Below are 18,832 nucleotides of genomic sequence, written 5' to 3' on the forward strand. Positions count from 1 at the left end.
AACATGCCGATCCCTTGATTCGACGCGTCGACCAGGTCCGCAGGTGTGAGAGAGCGCTCTCAAGCACCTCATCCCCCAGGTGGCCGCGACGGCGAGTCCGCGCGCGGCGGGAAGGACGAACCCGGATGACCCACTCCCCAGGCGCCCGGCGGCTCGGCCGGGCAATCGCCCTCGGGCTGGCGCTCTGCGCCACCCTCGGCACGACGAGCGCGACCGCCAGCGCCGGCCCGCCCCGGCCCCGCACGCCGGACCTCGGCCCCACCGTCACCGTCTTCGACCCCGGCATGCCGGTCAGCGAGATCCAGGCGACACTCGACGCCGCGTACGCCCGGCAGGTGGACGCCGAGATGGGCACCGAACGGCAGGCGTACCTGTTCAAGCCGGGCAGCTACGGCACCCCGGAGCAGCCGTTGCAGATGAAGGTCGGCTACTACACCGAGATCGCGGGCCTCGGCGCGTCACCCACCGACGTACGGATCAACGGGAAGATCGAGGCGTACAACCGGTGCCTCGCCGACGGCGGCACGGGCAACTGCATCGCGCTGGTCAACTTCTGGCGCACGCTGTCGAACCTCTCGCTGACCGTCGACGCGGCGGGTCAGGACGGCTGCCGCGCCTCGGCGAACTTCTGGGCGGTCTCCCAGGCCGTGTCGATGCGCCGGCTCGACATCACCGGCGGCGGGCTCTCCCTGATGGACTACTGCACGGCCGGTCCGCAGTACGCCAGCGGCGGCTTCATCGCCGACTCGCGGCTGCCCGCCACCACCAACGGCTCCCAGCAGCAGTGGCTCACCCGCAACAGCGAGATCGCCGGCTGGTCGAACGCGGTCTGGAACCAGGTCTTCGCAGGAGTCGTGGGCGCGCCCGACGACGCGACCTTCCCCGACCCGCCGTACACCACGCTCGACACCACCCCGGTCAGCCGGGAGAAGCCGTACCTGTACGTCGACGGCAAGGGCCGCTACCAGGTCCGGGTGCCCGCCGCCCAGCGCGACAGCAGGGGTGTCTCCTGGGCGGACGGCATCACGCCGGGCCGCAGCATCCCGATCGACGACTTCTTCGTGGCCCGCCCCGGCGACTCGGTGCGGACCATCAACAGCCAGCTCGCCCGCGGCAAGCACCTCCTGCTGACCCCGGGCGTCTACGACATCGCCCGCAGCATCGAGGTCAAGCGTCCGAACACGGTGCTGCTCGGCCTGGGCCACGCCACGCTCACCGCCGTGAACGGGGCGGTGCCGCTGGAGGTCGCCGGCGTTCCCGGTGTGGTGGTCGCCGGAGTGACCATCGACGCCGGCCTGCGGGAGTCGCCGGTCCTGCTGCGGGTCGGCGACCGGCACGGCCGGGACGGAGGCAGCGCGGCCAACCCGACCACCCTGTCCGACGTGTACTTCCGCGTCGGCGGCCCGCACATCGGCCGGACGAACATCGCGCTCGAGGTGAACAGCGACCACGTCCTCATCGACCACACCTGGGTCTGGCGCGGCGACCACGGCGTGGAGGGCTTCACCGAGGGGGTCAACGGCGACACCGAGCGCTGGCGGACGAACACCGGCCGGTACGGCGCTGTGATCAACGGCGACCACGTGACGGCGACCGGCTTGTTCGTCGAGCACTTCCAGCGCTACAACACGGTCTGGAACGGCGAGCACGGCACGACGGTGCTCTACCAGAACGAGCTGCCGTACGACCCGCCGACGCAGGCCGACTGGATGAACGGCGACGTCGAGGGGTGGGCCGGCTACAAGGTCGGCGACCGGGTACGCCACCACACCCTGCACGGCGGTGGTGTCTACGTCTTCAACCAGAACAACCCGTCGATCCACACCGAGAACGGCTTCGAGGTCCCGCGGACCCCGGGCGTACGGCTGCACCACGTCATGACGGTCAACCTGAACGCCGGAACCATCGACCACGTGGTGAACGGGGTGGGCGAGGCGGCCGACACCACCCGGGTGGGGGCGCCGGTCTACGTCGCCCAGTATCCGCTGCCGTAAGCGGCGCCGGTGCGGGTCGGGATTACCTGTCCCGACCCGCACCGCCCGAGTCACCCACGTCGACGGAATCTTGCTCGGTGACACACCCGGACCATAGGCTCCGGTCAATGTGATCCACCGAGAGGGGAAGTGCATGGCCCCGTCGACCCGTCCACCCCGGATCGTCCCCGTACGGCGGCTGGCGAGCGCCGCCGCGATCGCCCTCCTGGTCGGCACGGTGCCGCTGCTCGGCGGCACCTCGGCCGGGGCCCGCCCGCCGTCGCCCACCCACTGCAGCACCGACCCCAGCGCTCGGTTGGCGAGCGTGCCCAGCCCGGAGCGGGCGCTCGGCTTCCCGCTCGGCCTCGGGCAGGAGCGGCCGGTGACCACCGAGGAGATCCGCGGCTACCTGCACGCCGTGGACACCGCCTCCGACCGGGTGGTGACCGGCGTACTGGGCACGAGCGCGCTCGGTCAGCCGCTGCCGTACGCCGTGGTGTCGAACGAGCGCAACGTCCGGCCGGCCGCCCTGCGCAGGATCGCCGAGGACGTCCGGGACCTGCGCGACCCGCGCCGGACCACGCGCCGGGAGGCGGCCGAGACGGCCGACGACTCCCCGGCCATCGTCTGGGTCACCGGCAACGTGCACGGCGGCGAGAAGAGCGGCGCCGACGCGGCACTGAAGACGTTGTACGAGCTGGCCGCCGGCCTGTCGTGCGAGGTCGCCGAGCGCAACGAGAACCTCGTCACGATCATCGTGCCGACGCAGAACCCGGACGGCCGGGACGCGAGCCGACGGCAGAACGAGTTCGGCTTCGACCTGAACCGGGACTGGTTCGCCCGCACCCAGCAGGAGACCGACAGCAAGCTGGAGCTGATGCGGCGCTACCCGCCGCAGGTCTTCGTCGACGCCCACGAGATGACCGGCTCGCAGTACTTCTTCCCGCCCAACGCCGACCCGATCCACCACGAGATCTCCGCCGAGGCGGTCGACTGGATCAACCGGATCGGCGAGGCCAACAAGGCCGGCTTCGGCTACAACGGCGCCTGCACCGAGACCGTCACCACCGAGTGCTACTTCAACTACGCCCGCTACGACCTCTTCTTCATGGGCTACGGCGACACCGTGCCGGCGGCCGGCTTCGGCGCGGCCGGCATGACCTTCGAGAAGGGCAGCGCCTCGGCCGTGGCCGACCGCGTCCAGCAGCAGTTCCACACCCAGTGGTCCACCCTCGGCTGGGCCGCGGCGAACCGGCACGAGGTGCTCACCGACTACTACCGGATCTGGACGGACGCGCTCGCCCAGGGCCGGGCGGGCACGCTGGAGCCGAACGAGGTGGTCCAGCCGACCAACGAGGTCCAGTTCCCGGTCCCGGACCTGCGGATCCGGTCCTACTTCCTGCTGCCCGACCGGCAGCTCGCCGACGTACGGCAGCTGGTCGAGCGGCTGCGCCGGATGGACGTCGAGGTGTACGAGGTGCAGCAGGCGACCCGGGTGCCCAACGCGCGGATCTTCGGCGGCCGCAGCGCGCGGAACGTCACGGTGCCGAAGGGCGCGTACTGGATCCCGATGGAGCAGCCGCAGAAGCACTGGATCCAGGCGATCATGGGTGAGGACCCGTACACGCCGTTCCCCTACTTCTACGACGTCTCGTCCTGGAGCAACCCGCTGCTGATGGGCGTGCCGACCATCTCCACCGGGGACGACGTCCGGCCCCGGGCGAAGCTGGTCCGGCAGATCTCCGGCGGCCGGACCGGTCACGCCTCGCTCTGGGGCTCGTACGGCTACCGCCTCGACTCCGCCGCCGCCGCCGAGCTCACCTTCCGCCTGCTCGGTCGCGGGGTGCCGCTGGTCCGGGACGGGGCGGGCGGCGTCGTCCGGCTGGCGGCGACCCGCCTGACCCGGGAGATCGACGACCTCGCCGAGTCGTTCGGGGTGACCCTCAGCCCGGGCGGACCGGCCCGCGGCGCCCGGCTGGAGCTGCCCGACGTCGGCCTCTTCGGCGGCGACGGCATCTCCACCACCTCCGGCTCCCACGGTGAGGCCCGCTACGTGCTCGGCGAGCGGTGGGGGCTGGAGCTGAAGCCGGTGACCACCGCCGACATCAACGAGAACACGGCCGCGTTCACCGGCCGGTCGGTGCTGCTCGTGCCGGACGGCGGCAACCCGACCGGCGGCCTCACCGCCGCCGGGCAGGCCAACCTGCGCAGCTGGATCGCGCAGGGCAACACCTACATCGGGCTGCGCAACGAGGGCACCCGGATGGCCCGGGCCGCCGGGCTCACCTCCACCACCGAGAAGCCGAAGCCGGCCGGGTACCAGGTGATCGGGTCGCACCTGCGGGTCGATGTCGACTCCGCCAGCCCGGTCGCGTCGGGCCGACCCGCGGAGGACTTCGAGTTCAACAACGGCGACCCCATCCTCAACCCCAGCACCACCGGCACCAACGTGCTGCGCTACCCCAGCGGGGAGACGTTCTGGGCGAACGGCTACACGGTCGGCGCCGACGCGCTGCGCGGCACGGCGGCCCTGGTGGACGAGCCGACCGGCGCCGGTCGGGCGGTGCTCTTCGCGTTCAACCCGCTCTTCCGGGCGTACAACGAGAACGGGCTGCACCTGGTGGCCAACGCGCTGCTCTACCCCGAGACGGGCGCCGGACCCGCCGCGCAGCGGGCGGCGTCGGTCGACCCGGCCCGGGCCGCCGCGGCCCGGGTGTCCGCGCCCGAGGACCTCGGCGGCGGCTGGCGGCCGATCACCATCGAGGTGGCGGACGCGGACCTAGCCCGGACCCGGTCGGTCGTCGAACGGTTCACCGGCGACGCCCGGACGTCGGCGGCGGGCGGCTCGTCCTACCTGGTGATCCCGAACCCGCAGGGGCAGCAGGCCGACGAGCACCCGTTCCTGGGTGACCTGGTGCGCGCCCTGCAGACGGCGGGGGTTCCGCTGCGGTCCCTGGTCGCCTGATCCGAGGCGGGCCCGGCCGGCGGCGACCGGCCGGGCCCGCCCCCGAGTTGGCTCCGGCGGCCCCGTTGGGGCAGGATCGGGCGGCCCTCGCGTTGTCGCGGACGTCACGTGCCCGAGCGTGGACGCCCGAGCGGCTGCGCGAGAGTCTTGGAAAGCTGATTCCAAGATGAGGTGAACGTGCCATGGACCTGCGCTCAGACGCTGTCGTGCTCTTCGGTGTGACCGGTGACCTGGTCGCGAAGAAGCTCTTCCCGGCGCTCTACGAGCTGACGCGTCGCGGTCGGCTCGACCTGCCGGTGATCGGCGTCGCCCGCTCCCGCTGGGACCACCAGCAGTTGCTCACGGCGGCGCGCAAGTCGGTCCTGGAGGCGAACGGTCAGGTCGACGACGAGGTCTTCGACCGCCTCGCCGGGAACCTCACGATGCTCTCCGGCGACTACGCCGACCCCACCACCTACCAGCGGCTCGCCGAGGCGCTCTCGACGGCGCGGCGGCCGCTCTTCTACCTGGCCATCCCGCCGGCGGTCTTCACCGCGGTGGTCGACGGCCTGGCCGGCTCCGGCCTGGCCGCGCGCGGCCGGGTGGTCGTCGAGAAGCCCTTCGGCCGCGACCTGGCCACCTCGCACGAGCTGAACAAGGTGCTGCGGGCGGCCTTCGACCCGGAGCGGATCTTCCGCATCGACCACTACCTCGGCAAGGAGGCGGTCGAGGGGCTGCGGGTCTTCCGCTTCGCCAACCGGATCTTCGAGCCGCTCTGGAACGCCGAGCACATCGCGAACATCCAGGTGACCCTCGCCGAGGGCTTCGGCACCGAGGGGCGCGCCGGCTTCTACGACCGGATCGGCGCCACCCGCGACGTGCTGCAGAACCACATGCTCCAGGTCGTGGCCCTGCTCGCCATGGAGCCCCCGGCCGACGCCGGCGACGACGCGTTCCGCGCCGAGGAGATCCGCGCCCTGAGCCGGGCGGCGGCGCTCTCGCCGGCCACCACGGTCCGCGGCCAGTACGCCGGCTACCGAGACGAGCCGGGCGTGCCCGCCGACTCCAACACCGAGACGTTCGTGGCCACCGAGCTGCGGATCGACTCGCCCCGCTGGGCCGGCGTGCCGTTCTACCTGCGTACGGGCAAGCTGATGCCGGGCACGGCCACCGAGGTCGTGGTCGAGTTCAAGACGCCGGAGCGCAACCTCGTGCCGTCGGCCGACGGGGCCGAGCCCGAGCCGAACCTGCTCCGCTTCCGCCTGGGCCGCCACGACGGCATCATCCTCTCCGTCCAGGTCAAGGAGCCCGGCGCGGAGGTGACGGGCACCTCGACCGAGCTCCCCGTCGACTTCGACGCCACGCTCGGACACCGGCGGGAGGCGTACGAGCGGCTGCTCGACGACGCCTTGGACGGGCGGCACCTGCGCTTCGCGCGGGAGGAGACGATCGAGCAGGAGTGGCGGATCGTCGAGCCCATCCTGGACCTGTCGGCGCCGGTGTCGTCGTACCCGCGGGGCAGCTGGGGTCCGGCCGAGGCGGCGACGCTGGCCGGCCGCTGGCACGACCCGGCCACCCGCTGACAACCGGTGAGGCGCGCGACTTAACCAACGTTAAGCTGGGGCGATGACACCAACCGATGCCGTCTCCACCCCCGGCCCGGCGCCGGCCAGACCCCGGCACACCGCCGCGGGTCGGCGCACCCGGGAGCGGATCGTGAAGACGGCGGCGGATCTCATCTTCCGCAAGGGCGTCGCCGGCACCAGCATCCCGGACGTCCAGCAGGCCGCCCGGGTCAGCGCCTCGCAGATCTACCACTACTTCGCCGACAAGACCGAGCTGGTGCGGGCCGTCATCGCCCACCAGGTCGAGCAGACCATCGCGGGGCAGCAGCCGCACCTCGACCGGCTGGACAGCTTCCCGGCGCTCCGGGCGTGGCGCGACGCCATGATCGCGTCGCAGGAGCGGCACGACTGCGCGGGCGGGTGCGCGATCGGCTCGCTCGCGAGCGAGCTGGTCGAGACCTACGAGCCGCTACGGGGCGACCTCGCCGCCGCCTTCGACCGCTGGGAGGCCCCCATCCGGGCGGGGCTGCGCCGGATGCGGCAGGACGGCGTACTCGTCGCCGAGGCCGACACCGACCAGCTCGCCACCGCGCTGCTCGCGGCGGTCCAGGGCGGCCTGCTGCTCAGCCAGGTCCGGCGTTCCTCCGAGCCGCTGCGCGCCGCCACCGAGGCGGCGATCGGCTACGTGGAGAGCTTCGCCGCCTGAGCCCGCCGGCCGGCCGCCGGAACATTCCGCGGTTCGGACTCGGACCGTCCGCCCTCGACGTAGCGTTACCAGCGGAGCCGTCGCAGCCACCGGGTCGGCAACCCGTCGCCCAGCACGTCGAGCGAGGAACGGGACCCGATGTCCGACGACGATCGCCACCTCCCCGTCGAGCGCTGCGACCGCCACGCCGGGCGGGGACGAACCCGCCGCCGGCGGTCGTGATGCCGGGCGTACGCCGAGCCATCACCCGTACGCCGGAGGGCTCCCAACGCGCCGACCTGCTGGAACTCTTCTTCGACCTGGCCTTCCTCGCCACCCTGGCGCTGACCTCGCAGAAGATGGCGGCCGAGCAGACCTGGACGGGCATCGGCCAGGCGCTGCTCCTGCTCTCCACGCTCTGGGCGGTCTGGGTCACCACCACCTCGTTCACCGACATCTACAGCCTCCAGGAGCGACCCATCCAGCTCGTGGTCCTGGGCATCATGTTCGGCGGCATGCTGATGTCCGCCGCCCTGCCGACCGCGTTCGGCGCCCACGGCCTCGTCTTCGGCGCCACCTGGGCCGGGATCAACTGGGGCCGGGGGTTGGTCCTCATCCCGTCGCTGCGCGGCCGGCGCGAGCAGGAACGCCCCGTCCGGATCCTGCTCTGGACCGGCCTCTCGGGCACCCTCTGGATCGTCGGCGGCCTGCTCCCGGACGCGGACACCCGGCTCGTGGTGTGGCTCGCCGCGCTCGGCGTCGACTACGTCGCCTTCGGCCTCCGGTTCCCGATCCCCGGCCGGCGACCGCTGCCGCATTACAACGTCTCCCCGGAGCACCTCGCCGAGCGGTACCAGCAGATCTACATCCTGGCCCTGGGCGAGCTCGTCCTGATCGCCGTCCTGACCCTGAGCCGCATGCCGTTCAGCCTCGACCGGATCGGCGCGTTCCTCGCCGCGTTCGTCACCGCTGTCGTGCTCTGGTGGAGCCACGCCCGGCGCACCGGCGCCGTGCTGCGGACCGCCATCGAGCGCTCCGCGCACCGGACCCGGCTGGTGCGGACCAACCCGTACGTGCACTGGCTCATGGTGACCGGGGTGGTCGGCATCGCGGCCGGCTTCGAGCGGGTCATCAGGCATCCCATGCAGCGGCCGGACGACATCCTGGTCGCGCTGCTGCTCGGCGGCGCCGCGCTCTTCCTGGCCGGTCGGGCGCTGCTCGACCACGAGGTCGCCGACCGGATTCCACGGGCCCACCTCGCCGGGATCGTCGTGACGGTGGCCGCCGGCTGGGTCGCGCCGTGGCTGCCGGGGCTCGCCCTGAGCGTGCTCGCCACAGTGGTGCTGTTGAGCGTGGTGGTCGCGGAGGCCGTCCGGTTCCGCCCGGGCGCGAAACGGGCCTGACCGCGGACCCTCCCCCGACCGGTGAACGCCACGGTGACGCCATCGGTGTTCGGTCCACTCCGCGACGGCGAACGTCTCGGGCCGACCGCCGTCCGGTTCCGGTGGCTATCCCGCGCGGCCGCGCGCGGGTACGGTCCGATGATCGTGATCGATGACGGGCGGGTTCGCCCCGGGCCGGTTGACGCCGGGGCGGCCGCCGACGGACGGGAGGGGCACGAGGGTGAGAGTCAGAGCGGGGTTCTGTGTGGCTGCGATGGTCGCGGCCGGACTGGTGGGGGTGGGGGCGGCGCCCGCCGTCGCCGCCGACGTGGGCAGCGCCACCGTGGTGCCGATCCAGGTGACCGGTGATCCGGCGGAGCGCTTCAACCTGGTCCTGCTCGGCGACGGGTACACCGAGGCGGACCTGCCGACCTTCCGTTCGCACGTCGACAAGCACCTGAACACCCTCTGGACGATCGAGCCGTTCAAGTCCTACCGCAGCTACTTCAACGTCTACGCCGTGGAGATCGTCTCCGCCGAGTCGGGGGTGGACTGCGACCCAGGCCTTGGCGACCCGGAGCGGGACACCGTGCTGGACATGGGCTTCTGGGGCGGCTGCAACCCCAACAGCGTGCAGCGTCTGCTCGCCGTCGACGGGACGGCGGCGAACGCGTACGCCGATCTCGCGGCGGGCACCAACCGGGGCAACCGACAGCTCGTCGCCCTGGCCAACAGCGACACCTACGGCGGGGCCGGCGGGGTCAACGCCACCGCCTCCGGCGGCAACGCGCTCTCCGCGCTGATCAGCCCGCACGAGCTCGGGCACTCGCTGGGCGGCCTGCAGGACGAGTACGACTACTACGCCCGCGGCGTGGCCGGGGACACCTACGAGGGGCCGGAGCCCTCGTCGACGCACCACACCCTCCTCACCGAGCAGCAGATGCGCGACACCCGCGCCAAGTGGTGGCGCTGGCTGGGTGAACCGAGCGAGTCCGGTGGCCAGATCGGCCGCTACGAGGGCGGGCTCTACCTGCAGAAGGGCGTGTGGCGGCCGAGCCGGCACTCGATGATGAAGTCGTTGGGCTTCTACTTCGACCAGGTCGCCCGGGAGCAGATGACCGAGCGGATCGCGAGCCGGGTCGACATCCTGGCCGGCGGCACCGAGGCGGGGCGGCCGATCGGCGCCGACCAGGTCGTCCGGGTGGAGACCCTGCACCCGGTGAGCCACGAGCTGACGGTCACCTGGACGGTCGACGGCACGACCGTCGCCGGCACCGGCAACGCCCGCGTCCTCGACCTGCGGACGCTGCGGCTCACCCCCGGAACGCACACCGTCACCGCGACGGTCACCGATCCGACTCCGTTCGTCCGCGACCCGGCGGTACGGGAGTCGCCCGCGCTGACCCAGCGCCGCACCTGGACCGTCGACACCGGGCTGACCACCCCGGTGGTGGCCGAGCCGCTGGGGATCACCACGTCGACCGCGACCGACCGGCCGGTCGGCGCCCGGGACGTGGTGTACGTGGAGAGCACCCACCCCACCGACCGGATCCCCGCCGTGGCCTGGGCCCTCGACGGTCGTCCGGTGGCGAACCCCGGTCACGACGGTGACCTGGAGCTGGCCGGGCTGGGCCTGACCGGCGGCACCCACCGGCTCACCGCCACGGTCACCGACCCGGTCACCGCCGAGTCGGTGTCCCGCTCCTGGACGGTCGACGCGACCCGCCCCGAGGTCGACTACGACCTGTCGGAGCCGCTGCTCACCACCGCCCGCCCCGGCAAGCCCACCGAGTACGTCTACAACGGGCCGTTCACCATGCGCCTGACCGGCGCCGACGACACCGCGGCGGAGGTCACCGCCGAGTTCCGCCTGGACCGCGACGGCTGGCACAACTACTACGGTTGGCCGACCGACGCGCAGGCACCGTTCCTGTTCACGGCGACCGGCACCGACGTCGACGGTCTCGTCTACGGCAACCTCGGCTCGGGTGGCCTGTCGGTCTCCCCGTTCGCCCAGCGCTCCCCCGGCTACGGCCGACACACCGTCGAGTACCGGGGCATCGACGCGGTGGGCAACGTGGGTACGGCCGGGGAGTTCGTCGCCACGCTGATTCCGCCGCCGCCGACGTGCACCGACGTCGTCTCCGGCCGGCGCGCCGGCGCGCTGGTCGTCACCTCCGGCGTCACCTGCCTGCGGGCCGCCAGCGTCACGGGCGGGGTGACCGTCCGGGCCGGGGCCGCCCTCGTGGTCGACCGCTCCTCGATCAGCGGCGCGGTGGCGGCGACCGGCGCGACGGCCGTGGAGCTGCTGAACAGCACCGTGCGGGGCGCGGTGACGGTGACCGGCACCACCGGGCACGTCACGGCGGTGGGCAGCCGGGTGGACGGCGCTCTGCTGCTCAGCGGAAACGACACCGGCACGACGGCGGCGATCCTCGCCGGCAACGAGGTGGTATCGCTGCACTGCTCGGGCAACAGCCCGGCCCCGGTCGATCTCGGCGCACCGAACACGGTGCGCGGCGCCGCGTCGGGGCAGTGCCGGGGACTCTGAATCCTGAACCGCCGGAGGGCGGACACGGTTCGGGGCCGGTCGTCGTGCGGCGACCGGCCCCGCGCCGTCGGAGTTGACGGCCGGCTACAACGTCGGGTTGCCCTCCCGGCCCGAGTGCCGGTGCAGCTCGTCGAAGAGGGCGACGCCGACCATGACCGCCGCCACCGCGACGGCGGCCACCATCGGCGGGAAGCGCAGGGTGATCGGCGCGGCCACGCCGAGAGCCAGCAGGCCGACGTAGAGCGCCATGCTGCGCCGGATCGAGTAGAGCTCCCGTTCGAGGAACGCCCGGCCGATCAGGAAGAGCGCGGGGCCGCCGAAGATGACGACCACCAGCGCCCAGTCGATGGGCGGGTCGGCGTCCCGGACGATCTGACCGAAGCCGACCGCGCTGCAGATCACCCCGCCGACGATCAGCAGCAGGCTGAAGTTCGACCGGTCGGTGAGGCGCATGGCGGGGCCGGTCCCGCTCTGATGCTCCGAACGGCCCCACGTCCGGTGGTAGAAGTAGATCCGCCAGTAGGCCACGACGGTCAGGAAGGCGGCCACCAGCACGATCGTCCGGTCGACCGAGAGGCCCGGGAAGCTGACGGCGGCGCCCGTCTCGAGCACCACCTCGGCGAGGGCGATCATGAAGAACTGGTTGTACCGCTCGGCGAGATGGTGGTAGACGAGGTCTTCGTACTTCCGGCGGTTCGAGCCGAGCCGGGGTACGGCCCAGGCCGTGAGCATGCCGAGCACCTCGATGCCGACCGCGATGGTCCACAGCACGCCGCGGGTGACGCCGGCGCCGGCCGCGCCGGTGAGCCAGAAGGTTCCGGAGACGGTGTGCCAGCAGAGCACGCGCACCGGCGCTCGCCAGGCCGTGCCGCCACCGCCCCGCAGCGCCAGCGCGAGGTGGAGCGGACGCAGGACCTGGAGGAGGACGTACGTGACGGCGAAGATCACGCCGCGCTCACCGAACGCCTGCGGCAACGAGACCGCCAGGATCAGCGTGCCGAACATCGTCGCCACCAGCTCCACCTGGATGGTGGGGGAACGGGGGTCGTAGATGCTCGACGTGACGGCATTGATCGACCAGATCATCCACATCGCGACGAAGAAGAGGATGGTCTGGCCCGCCTCGGAGAGCAGCGTGTGCCGGACGATGGTCAGGTCGTCGGCGATCCGTCCGGCGAGGCGGGCGAGCGCGAACACGTAGACGATGTCGAAGAGCAGCTCCAGGACTGTCGCACTACGTGGGACCGCACCGTCGGCCGGGCGGGCCGGAAGGCGGATCATGTCCGACTTACGTGGATTCGCACCCTCATCGCGGTCAGTTCTACCATGCCCGTTCCGGACCCCGGGCCCACACGAGCACCGTACCGACCGGGCAGGTGCGGCGAGCGGACGTGCGGGGCCGCCCGGACGGCGAAGGGCCGCCCCGCGGTCCAAATGCGGGGCGGCCCTGGCTGACGCGAGGCCCGGGATCAGCGGCCGGTGGTCGCCCGCTCCCGACCGTCGTCGAGGTTGACCTCGTCGAACGGGGGCGCGCCGTCGACGGCGTCGGCGGCCACCGCCGCCGACTTGACGCTCTCCGGCAGGTCGATGCTGGTGCGCAGTGTGACCGGCTTGAGCGCCAGCGCGGCGATGACACCGACCACCGCGATCACCGCGGAGATGAGGAAGATGTGCCCCGTGGCGTCGCCGTACGCGGCCCGGACGATGTTCTGGATCGCGTCGGGCAGCGCGGTGATGTTCAGGTTGCTCGTCTCACCCATGCCGGAGGTGGGTACGCCGGCCGCGGAGAGGTCGTGGGTGATCTGGTCGGTGACCCGGCGGGCCAGGACGGCGCCGAGCACCGAGACCCCGATGGTGCCGCCGAGCGACCGGAAGAACGCCACGCTGGAGCTGGCCGCGCCGATGTCCTTGAGCGAGACGGTGTTCTGCACGGCGAGGACGAGGTTCTGCATGGTCATGCCGACGCCGATGCCGACGAGGAACATGGCCGCACCGATCAGGTACAGCGACGTCTCGTGGTCGATGAAGCCGAGCAGAGCGAAGCCGATGACCAGGACGATCGAGCCGAAGACGATGTACGGCTTGATCCGTCCGCTCTTGGTGATCAGCCGACCGGCGACGATCGAGGAGATCAGCACACCGCCCATCATCGGGATGGTGAGCAGGCCGGCCTCGGTCGGCGTGTAGCCGCGCCCGATCTGGAAGTACTGGCCGAGGAAGACCGAGCCGCCGAACATGGCCATGCCGACCGCGAGGCTGCCGAGGATGGCCAGCGCCGTGGTGCGCTCGCGGATGATCTCCAGCGGGACGACCGGCTCGGCGGCCCGCTTCTCGACCACCATCGCCAGGGCGAGCAGGATGATCGAACCGGCCACCATCACGCCGGACTGCCAGGAGACCCAGGCGAACGAGCTGTCGACGAACGAGATCCAGATGAGCAGCAGGCTGACGCCGGCGGCGATCAGCGCCGAGCCCAGGTAGTCGATCTTGACGTTCTCCCGGCGGACAACGGGCAGCTTCAGCGTGGCCTGGAGCAGGACGAGCGCGATGATCGCGACGGGCACGCCGACGAAGAAGCACCACCGCCAGCCGAGCCAGGAGGTGTCGACGATGAGGCCGCCGAGCAGCGGGCCGCCGACCGTGGCGAGGGCCATCACGCCACCGAGGTAGCCGTTGTAGCGGCCCCGCTCCCGCGGCGGGATCATCGCGGCGATCGCCACCTGGACGAGGGCCTGCAGGCCGCCGACCCCGATGCCCTGGAAGGCGCGGGAGGCGATGAGCTGACCGGCGCTCTGCGAGAAGCCGGCGACGACCGAACCCAGCAGGAAGACGACGATGGCGAGCTGGATCAGGAGCTTCTTGCTGAACAGGTCGGCGAGCTTGCCCCAGATCGGGGTGGTCGCCGTCGCGGTCAGCAGGGTGGCGGTGACCACCCAGGTGTACTGGGTCTGCGAGCCGTTCAGCGCACCAATGATCTTGGGAAGCGCCGTCGAGACGACAGTGCTGCTCAGCAGGGCGACGAAGAGCACCAGCAGCAGACCGCTGAGTGCTTCGAGCGTCCGCCGGTGCGTCATCGGCTCGGCGCCGGCGGTTGTGGTGGGTGCGCTCATCGCGCGGCCTCCAGATTGTCGTGGTTTTCGAGGGCGACCTCTAGATCGCGGGTGAATCGGTGCAGCCCGGCGCCGAGCGCGGCGACCTCGTCGGCGTTCCAGCCGGCGAGGGCCCGATCGAGCAGCCGGGCGTACCAGTCGTGGGTGTCGGCCAGGGCCGTCCGGCCGTCGGGGGTGACCGCCAGGACCTGTGCCCGCCGGTCGGCCGGGTCGGGGCGCCGCTCGATGAGCCCGTGCGCCACGAGGGCGGCGACGGCACGGCTCACCGTCGACGGGTCGAGCCGGGCCCGCAGCGCCAGTTCCCGGGCGTGACAACCGTCGGCGAGCCCGTCGATCTGCGACAGGATGCCGACCAGCCCGAGCGGGATGCCCGGCTGTTCCTCGGCCCGCCGCTGCTTGATCAACCGGATGCTCCGGAGGAGGTCCCGCAGCCGGTGCACGAGCTCACGACCGTCACCCTCCACGCTTCCTCCCGCCGACAGATGGTTGCCCCACGCAAGCATCTACAAAACTTGCCCAGTAGGCAAGTTTGCCGCCTGAGAACTGCGTCACGTACCGTCTATGTCATGGACGAGACCCCTGGGCTGCGCGAACGCAAGAAGGCAGCGACCCGCGCCGCCCTGCACGAGGCGGCCCTGCAGCTCGCCATCGATCAGGGGGTGGACGGCGTGACCGTCGAGGCGATCGCCGACGCGGCGAACGTCTCCCGGCGGACGTTCTCGAACTACTTCTCCGGCAAGGAGGAGGCGATCTTCCACGGCGACACCGTTCGGCTGCGCCGGATGCTGGAGCTGATCCGGGCACAACCCGCCGACGACCAGCCCTGGACGGCGCTGACCCGGGCGGCGTTGCAGCTCGCCGAGGAGACGTACCTCGGCAACGAGGAGTGGCTGACCCGGCGCCGCCTGCTGCGGGGGCACCCCAGCCTGGCCGCACACCAGGTCGCGGCGTTCGCGGTCGTCGAGCGGGAGCTGGCGGCGGAGCTGGCGGAGCGGCTCAGCGGCGACGACGTGGCGCTGCGCGCCCGGGTCCTCGCCGCGATCTTCCTGACCACCATGCGGGTCGCCGTGCAGGACTCGACCGAGCACCCGGACCGACCGCTGCTCGACGTCGTCGCCGCCGCGCTCGCGGCCGCCGCGCCGGCCTAGCCTCCCCCGGCGCCGACTCGTGCCGGCGGGTCGGCGCGGCCGTCAGCGCCGCCAGACCGGGGGCGAGCGCCACTCGACCAGAGCCAGCGTGACCCAGGCCACCGCCACGAGCAGGACCGTGGCCGGCGGTGGCAACCCGCCCAGGCCGATCACCACTGCGGCCACCGCCAGGCCGACCTGGGTGAAGGCGACCCGCCGGCTCACCCGCACGTCGAACCCGCGGTAGACGACGATGCAGCCGAGGATCAAGGTCAGCTGACTGCCGGCGAGCAGCGGACCGGCGACGCCGTGGTCGCCGTGCACCGCCTCCCGCGCGGCCACCTCCACGGCGACTCCGGAGGCCACGATCGAGCCGTACACGAGCAGGTGGCCGTACGCGTAGAGGTAGCTGCGCACGACCGCTCCCCGGCCACCGCGAAGCGCCCGGTTGCCCGCCTCCTGGTCGAAGGTGGAGGCGAAGTAGACCCACCAGATGCCGCAGGCGATCACGAAGCCGCCGACCCCGACGGCCGCGGCTGCCGGTCGCCAGCCGGTGTCGCCGATGCCGTTCGCGACCGCGAGCACGGCTTCCCCGAGAACGACGATGGTGAACAGCCCGAACCGCTCCGGCATGTGCGACCGCTGGACCGGCGCCCGGCCCGCCCAGGTGTACGCCAGCGGCCCGGCCACCGCGGCATTCAGGGCCAGCCCGACACCCCAGAGCGCGTACCGGGCCGGAGCCAGGGCCAGCAGGGACGAGAACCACAGCACGGCGCCGAGCAGGAACCCCGCGGCATTCCACCAGCAGAACTCCCGCGCCTCTCGCCGGCGCCACCCGACCACCCCGTACATGCCCGCGAGGAGGGCGAGCAGCAGCCCGTACACCAGCGCGAAGAGGGCCGGATCGTCGGCCACCCCGCCATGGAGTGACGCGGCCAGCGCGAGCACCCCCAGCATCGCGACCAACTGCACGAACCGGCTCGGCGGACGGTCGTCGTCGAAGAGGTCCGCGAAGTACGAGAAGCTGAACCAGAGCCACCAGATGGTGGTCATCAGGCCGGCGAAGACCAGCACGCCGTGGATCGACGGGTCCTCGTTGAGGAGCCCGCCGAGCTGGAACACGGCGACGACGAAGACCAGGTCGAAGAAGAGCTCCAGCCAGCTCGAGCGCCGCGCCTCGGCATAGCCACGGCTGCCGGCGGCCACGCCCCCTCCGTTCACCCGAGCAGACTAACTGCCCGTAATGTATTGAATATCCGTTTCACGAGCCCGCCCGGCCCATCGCCGCAGAAGACCAGCTCTGATCATCGGCGCGGCCTATACCCACCATTCGGATCGACGATGACCGACCCGAAATCAGCCGGCTCCCAGCCCCGTTGTGTCGGTTCGTTGGCCAAGTGGTGCCACGGCGTGCGACCAGGCCGACCAGGCCAGCCCCGCCACGGCACCGCGGAATTGACACAGCGTTATGGAGCGAAACCATGGGAATGTTGGACGGTAAGGTCGCGCTGGTCACCGGCGGCACCTCCGGAATCGGCCGGGAGAGCGTCCTCCTGTTCGCCCGGGAAGGAGCCAAGGTCGCCTTCACCGGACGGCGCGAGGACGCCGGCCGGGAGGTCGCCGAGGAGATCGCGGCGGCCGGCGGCGAGGCGCTCTTCATCAAGGCGGACGCCACCCACTTCGCGGGCGCGGCGGACGTCGTGCGACAGGTCGTCGACCGCTTCGGACGGCTCGACGTGGCGTTCAACAACGCCGGCACCGCGAACGTCGGTCCGTTGACCGAACTGGACGAGCAGTTCTGGGACAACCTGCTGGACGGCAACCTGAAGGGCGTCTTCTTCTACCTCCAGGCCGAGGCCGCGCAGATGAAGCGGCAGGGCGGCGGTGGTTCAATCGCGTTGAACGGCTCGGTCTTCGCCGAGCTGGGCACGTGGGGCATCTCGGCGTACAGCGCCAGCAAGGGCGGCGTGGCCGCACTGGCCCGCGCCGCCGCCGTGGAGCTCGGTCCCGACCGGATCCGGGTGAACACCGTCAACCCGACGGTGATCCGCACACCGCTGACCGCCGGTGGCATCACCACCACCGACGAGGGCTCGGAGCACCACCCACACGGCGAGCGGATCCCGCTCGGCCGCATCGGCGAGCCGGAGGAGGTCGCCCAGGTGGCCCTCTTCCTCCTCTCCGACCGTGCCTCCTTCGTCACCGGCCAGTCGATCATGGTGGACGGCGGACAGAGCGTGAACTGACCCGACGACCCGGGGAGGTGGCCGCCGCACGCAGGACGTGCGGCGGCTACGTCCCCGTCGTCGGTCGGCGACGCGCGCGGGCGAGCAACGCCACCACGATGAAGAGCACACCCAGCGCACCGGCCGCCAGCGCGGCGACGAGGACGACCCGACTCCCCCCGTCCTCGCCGGCCGCGGACGAGTCGGCCGGCGTCGCGCCGGTCGGCTCCGGCGTCGCGGCCGGTGAACCCGACGGCGCGGGCCCGGCCAGCGGGTAACGCAGAATCGTCGGTCTGGTGCCCGGCGGCTGGTCGGCCGTCTCGGAGACGGTGAGCAGCGAGCGGCCGTCGGCGGCGTAGCTGATCGACTCGCCCTGCGGCTCGTTCGGCAGCGGAGTGGCCCGGGGCGTGCCACCGGTCAACGCGGCGACCACGTCACCGCCCGCCACGTCGAACTCGAAGGCGTCGGCGTACGTGCGCAGCACCACCCGGCGTCCGTCCGGGGCGGTCGCCGCGCCGGTGACCGCCGAGCGGCCGAGCAGGCCGTACGGGTTGCTGGTCGTCGAGGCGGGCAGCCGCACCTGCCCCACCTTCGCCAACGGCACGGTCGCGCCCGGCCGCAGGGCGCCGGTCGGGGCGTAGAGGTTGCCGGAGAACTTGCTGACGACGACCGGACGACCGTCACCGGTCACCAACATCGCCTCGGCGTCATGCGGGCCGTCCGGGTACGACATCCGGTGCAGCACCGGCCGATCGGCGCCCGGGGCCAGCTTCCACACCGCGATCGTCTCGCGGGACCTGTCGTTGTCGCCGATGTCGGCCACCCAGACGGTGCCGTCCGCGCCGACCGCCAGGTCCTCGGTGTCGAGCGGGCGGGTCGGGTACGGCACCGCGCGAACGACCGCGCAGCTCCGGTCGAGGAAGAAGATCCGCCGCCGCGCCTCGTTCTCCGCGCCGTCGTTGATCACCACGAAGCCGTCGTCGGTGGCGACCATTCCGGAGAGCTCGGTCAGCCGAGCGTCCCGCACCTCGCAGGCCGGCTCACCCGGCGCGGCCGACCCGGCCCACGCCGCGCCCGGCAGCGTCACGGCCGCCAGCAGGACGAGCACGCCCAGCACCGCGCCGCGCCGCCGCCCGACCCCGTCAGCTCTCCGCATCCCCGCAATCTATCCACCGCCGGAGGTCCGCGTGGACAGCTACCGGGCGTTGCCGCCGCGTCGGGTTCACGACGACGAGCCGGCGGACGGGTCGAGGCGGGCCCCCGGACGCGG

General features: G+C 72.2%; 13 protein-coding genes. 8 read left to right on the top strand and 5 right to left on the bottom strand.

Annotated features, from left to right (window positions below):
- The first annotated feature begins 125 nt into the window (after window positions 1–125).
- From D7044_RS04875 to D7044_RS04900, 6 genes are all read left to right on the top strand, one after another.
- Window positions 126–1,994 (top strand): adenylyl cyclase, encoded by a 1,869-nt coding sequence (locus D7044_RS04875; RefSeq protein ID WP_120688093.1) that lies wholly within the window; start codon window positions 126–128, stop codon window positions 1,992–1,994.
- Between the two features lie 133 nt (window positions 1,995–2,127).
- Window positions 2,128–4,938: a M14 family zinc carboxypeptidase gene (locus D7044_RS04880; protein ID WP_120688094.1), complete on the top strand. Its 2,811-nt coding sequence runs from the start codon at window positions 2,128–2,130 to the stop codon at window positions 4,936–4,938.
- 182 nt (window positions 4,939–5,120) lie between these two features.
- The gene (zwf, locus tag D7044_RS04885) at window positions 5,121–6,500 is read left to right on the top strand and encodes a glucose-6-phosphate dehydrogenase (protein WP_120688095.1); all 1,380 of its coding nucleotides are present in this window, start codon (window positions 5,121–5,123) and stop codon (window positions 6,498–6,500) included.
- Between the two features lie 43 nt (window positions 6,501–6,543).
- Window positions 6,544–7,188 (top strand): TetR/AcrR family transcriptional regulator, encoded by a 645-nt coding sequence (locus tag D7044_RS04890; RefSeq protein ID WP_120688096.1) that lies wholly within the window; start codon window positions 6,544–6,546, stop codon window positions 7,186–7,188.
- A gap of 221 nt (window positions 7,189–7,409) precedes the next feature.
- Window positions 7,410–8,570, top strand: coding sequence for a low temperature requirement protein A (locus D7044_RS04895; protein WP_120688097.1), 1,161 nt, complete (start codon window positions 7,410–7,412; stop codon window positions 8,568–8,570).
- 253 nt (window positions 8,571–8,823) lie between these two features.
- Window positions 8,824–11,100: a M64 family metallopeptidase gene (locus tag D7044_RS04900; protein WP_233564883.1), complete on the top strand. Its 2,277-nt coding sequence runs from the start codon at window positions 8,824–8,826 to the stop codon at window positions 11,098–11,100.
- Window positions 11,101–11,184: 84 nt separating this feature from the next.
- On the opposite strand, the gene D7044_RS04905 is transcribed toward D7044_RS04900, so the two are convergent.
- The 3 genes from D7044_RS04905 to D7044_RS04915 form a co-directional block, all read right to left on the bottom strand.
- On the bottom strand, window positions 11,185–12,381 hold the full coding sequence (locus D7044_RS04905; RefSeq protein ID WP_120688099.1) for a low temperature requirement protein A: 1,197 nt from the start codon (window positions 12,379–12,381) through the stop codon (window positions 11,185–11,187).
- Between the two features lie 188 nt (window positions 12,382–12,569).
- Window positions 12,570–14,210 carry an MDR family MFS transporter gene (locus D7044_RS04910; protein WP_120682657.1) on the bottom strand — a complete coding sequence of 547 codons (1,641 nt, stop codon included), beginning with the start codon at window positions 14,208–14,210 and terminating at the stop codon, window positions 12,570–12,572.
- A complete protein-coding gene (locus tag D7044_RS04915; protein ID WP_199716474.1) occupies window positions 14,207–14,674 on the bottom strand; it encodes a MarR family winged helix-turn-helix transcriptional regulator in 468 nt (155 codons plus the stop codon). Before D7044_RS04915 ends, D7044_RS04910 begins: the two co-directional genes overlap by 4 nt.
- A 102-nt stretch (window positions 14,675–14,776) precedes the next feature.
- Here D7044_RS04915 and D7044_RS04920 point away from each other — a divergent pair, with 102 nt between their 5' ends.
- On the top strand, window positions 14,777–15,358 hold the full coding sequence (locus D7044_RS04920; protein ID WP_120682661.1) for a TetR/AcrR family transcriptional regulator: 582 nt from the start codon (window positions 14,777–14,779) through the stop codon (window positions 15,356–15,358).
- A gap of 42 nt (window positions 15,359–15,400) precedes the next feature.
- On the opposite strand, the gene D7044_RS04925 is transcribed toward D7044_RS04920, so the two are convergent.
- Window positions 15,401–16,558, bottom strand: a complete 1,158-nt coding sequence (locus tag D7044_RS04925; RefSeq protein WP_120688100.1) for a low temperature requirement protein A — start codon at window positions 16,556–16,558, stop codon at window positions 15,401–15,403.
- A gap of 260 nt (window positions 16,559–16,818) precedes the next feature.
- Here D7044_RS04925 and D7044_RS04930 point away from each other — a divergent pair, with 260 nt between their 5' ends.
- The gene (locus tag D7044_RS04930; RefSeq protein ID WP_120682664.1) at window positions 16,819–17,583 is read left to right on the top strand and encodes an SDR family NAD(P)-dependent oxidoreductase; all 765 of its coding nucleotides are present in this window, start codon (window positions 16,819–16,821) and stop codon (window positions 17,581–17,583) included.
- Between the two features lie 46 nt (window positions 17,584–17,629).
- Here D7044_RS04930 and D7044_RS04935 read toward each other — a convergent pair whose 3' ends face one another.
- Window positions 17,630–18,718 (bottom strand): NHL repeat-containing protein, encoded by a 1,089-nt coding sequence (locus D7044_RS04935; RefSeq protein ID WP_199716475.1) that lies wholly within the window; start codon window positions 18,716–18,718, stop codon window positions 17,630–17,632.
- Window positions 18,719–18,832: the final 114 nt, after the last annotated feature.

Origin of the sequence: Micromonospora musae (genome assembly GCF_003626635.1) — a bacterium.
Lineage (GTDB): Bacteria > Actinomycetota > Actinomycetes > Mycobacteriales > Micromonosporaceae > Micromonospora > Micromonospora musae.

Excerpts from the sequence above, each read along its gene's own strand:
- D7044_RS04900 (WP_233564883.1), top strand. The coding sequence starts at position 8,824 with ATGGTCGCGGCCGGACTGGTGGGGGTGGGGGCGGCGCCCGCCGTCGCC.
- D7044_RS04895 (WP_120688097.1), top strand. The coding sequence starts at position 7,410 with ATGCCGGGCGTACGCCGAGCCATCACCCGTACGCCGGAGGGCTCCCAA.
- D7044_RS04890 (WP_120688096.1), top strand. The coding sequence starts at position 6,544 with ATGACACCAACCGATGCCGTCTCCACCCCCGGCCCGGCGCCGGCCAGA.
- D7044_RS04930 (WP_120682664.1), top strand. The coding sequence starts at position 16,819 with ATGGGAATGTTGGACGGTAAGGTCGCGCTGGTCACCGGCGGCACCTCC.
- zwf (WP_120688095.1), top strand. The coding sequence starts at position 5,121 with ATGGACCTGCGCTCAGACGCTGTCGTGCTCTTCGGTGTGACCGGTGAC.
- D7044_RS04880 (WP_120688094.1), top strand. The coding sequence starts at position 2,128 with ATGGCCCCGTCGACCCGTCCACCCCGGATCGTCCCCGTACGGCGGCTG.
- D7044_RS04935 (WP_199716475.1), bottom strand. The coding sequence starts at position 18,718 with ATGCGGAGAGCTGACGGGGTCGGGCGGCGGCGCGGCGCGGTGCTGGGC.
- D7044_RS04920 (WP_120682661.1), top strand. The coding sequence starts at position 14,777 with ATGGACGAGACCCCTGGGCTGCGCGAACGCAAGAAGGCAGCGACCCGC.
- D7044_RS04910 (WP_120682657.1), bottom strand. The coding sequence starts at position 14,210 with ATGAGCGCACCCACCACAACCGCCGGCGCCGAGCCGATGACGCACCGG.
- D7044_RS04875 (WP_120688093.1), top strand. The coding sequence starts at position 126 with ATGACCCACTCCCCAGGCGCCCGGCGGCTCGGCCGGGCAATCGCCCTC.
- D7044_RS04905 (WP_120688099.1), bottom strand. The coding sequence starts at position 12,381 with ATGATCCGCCTTCCGGCCCGCCCGGCCGACGGTGCGGTCCCACGTAGT.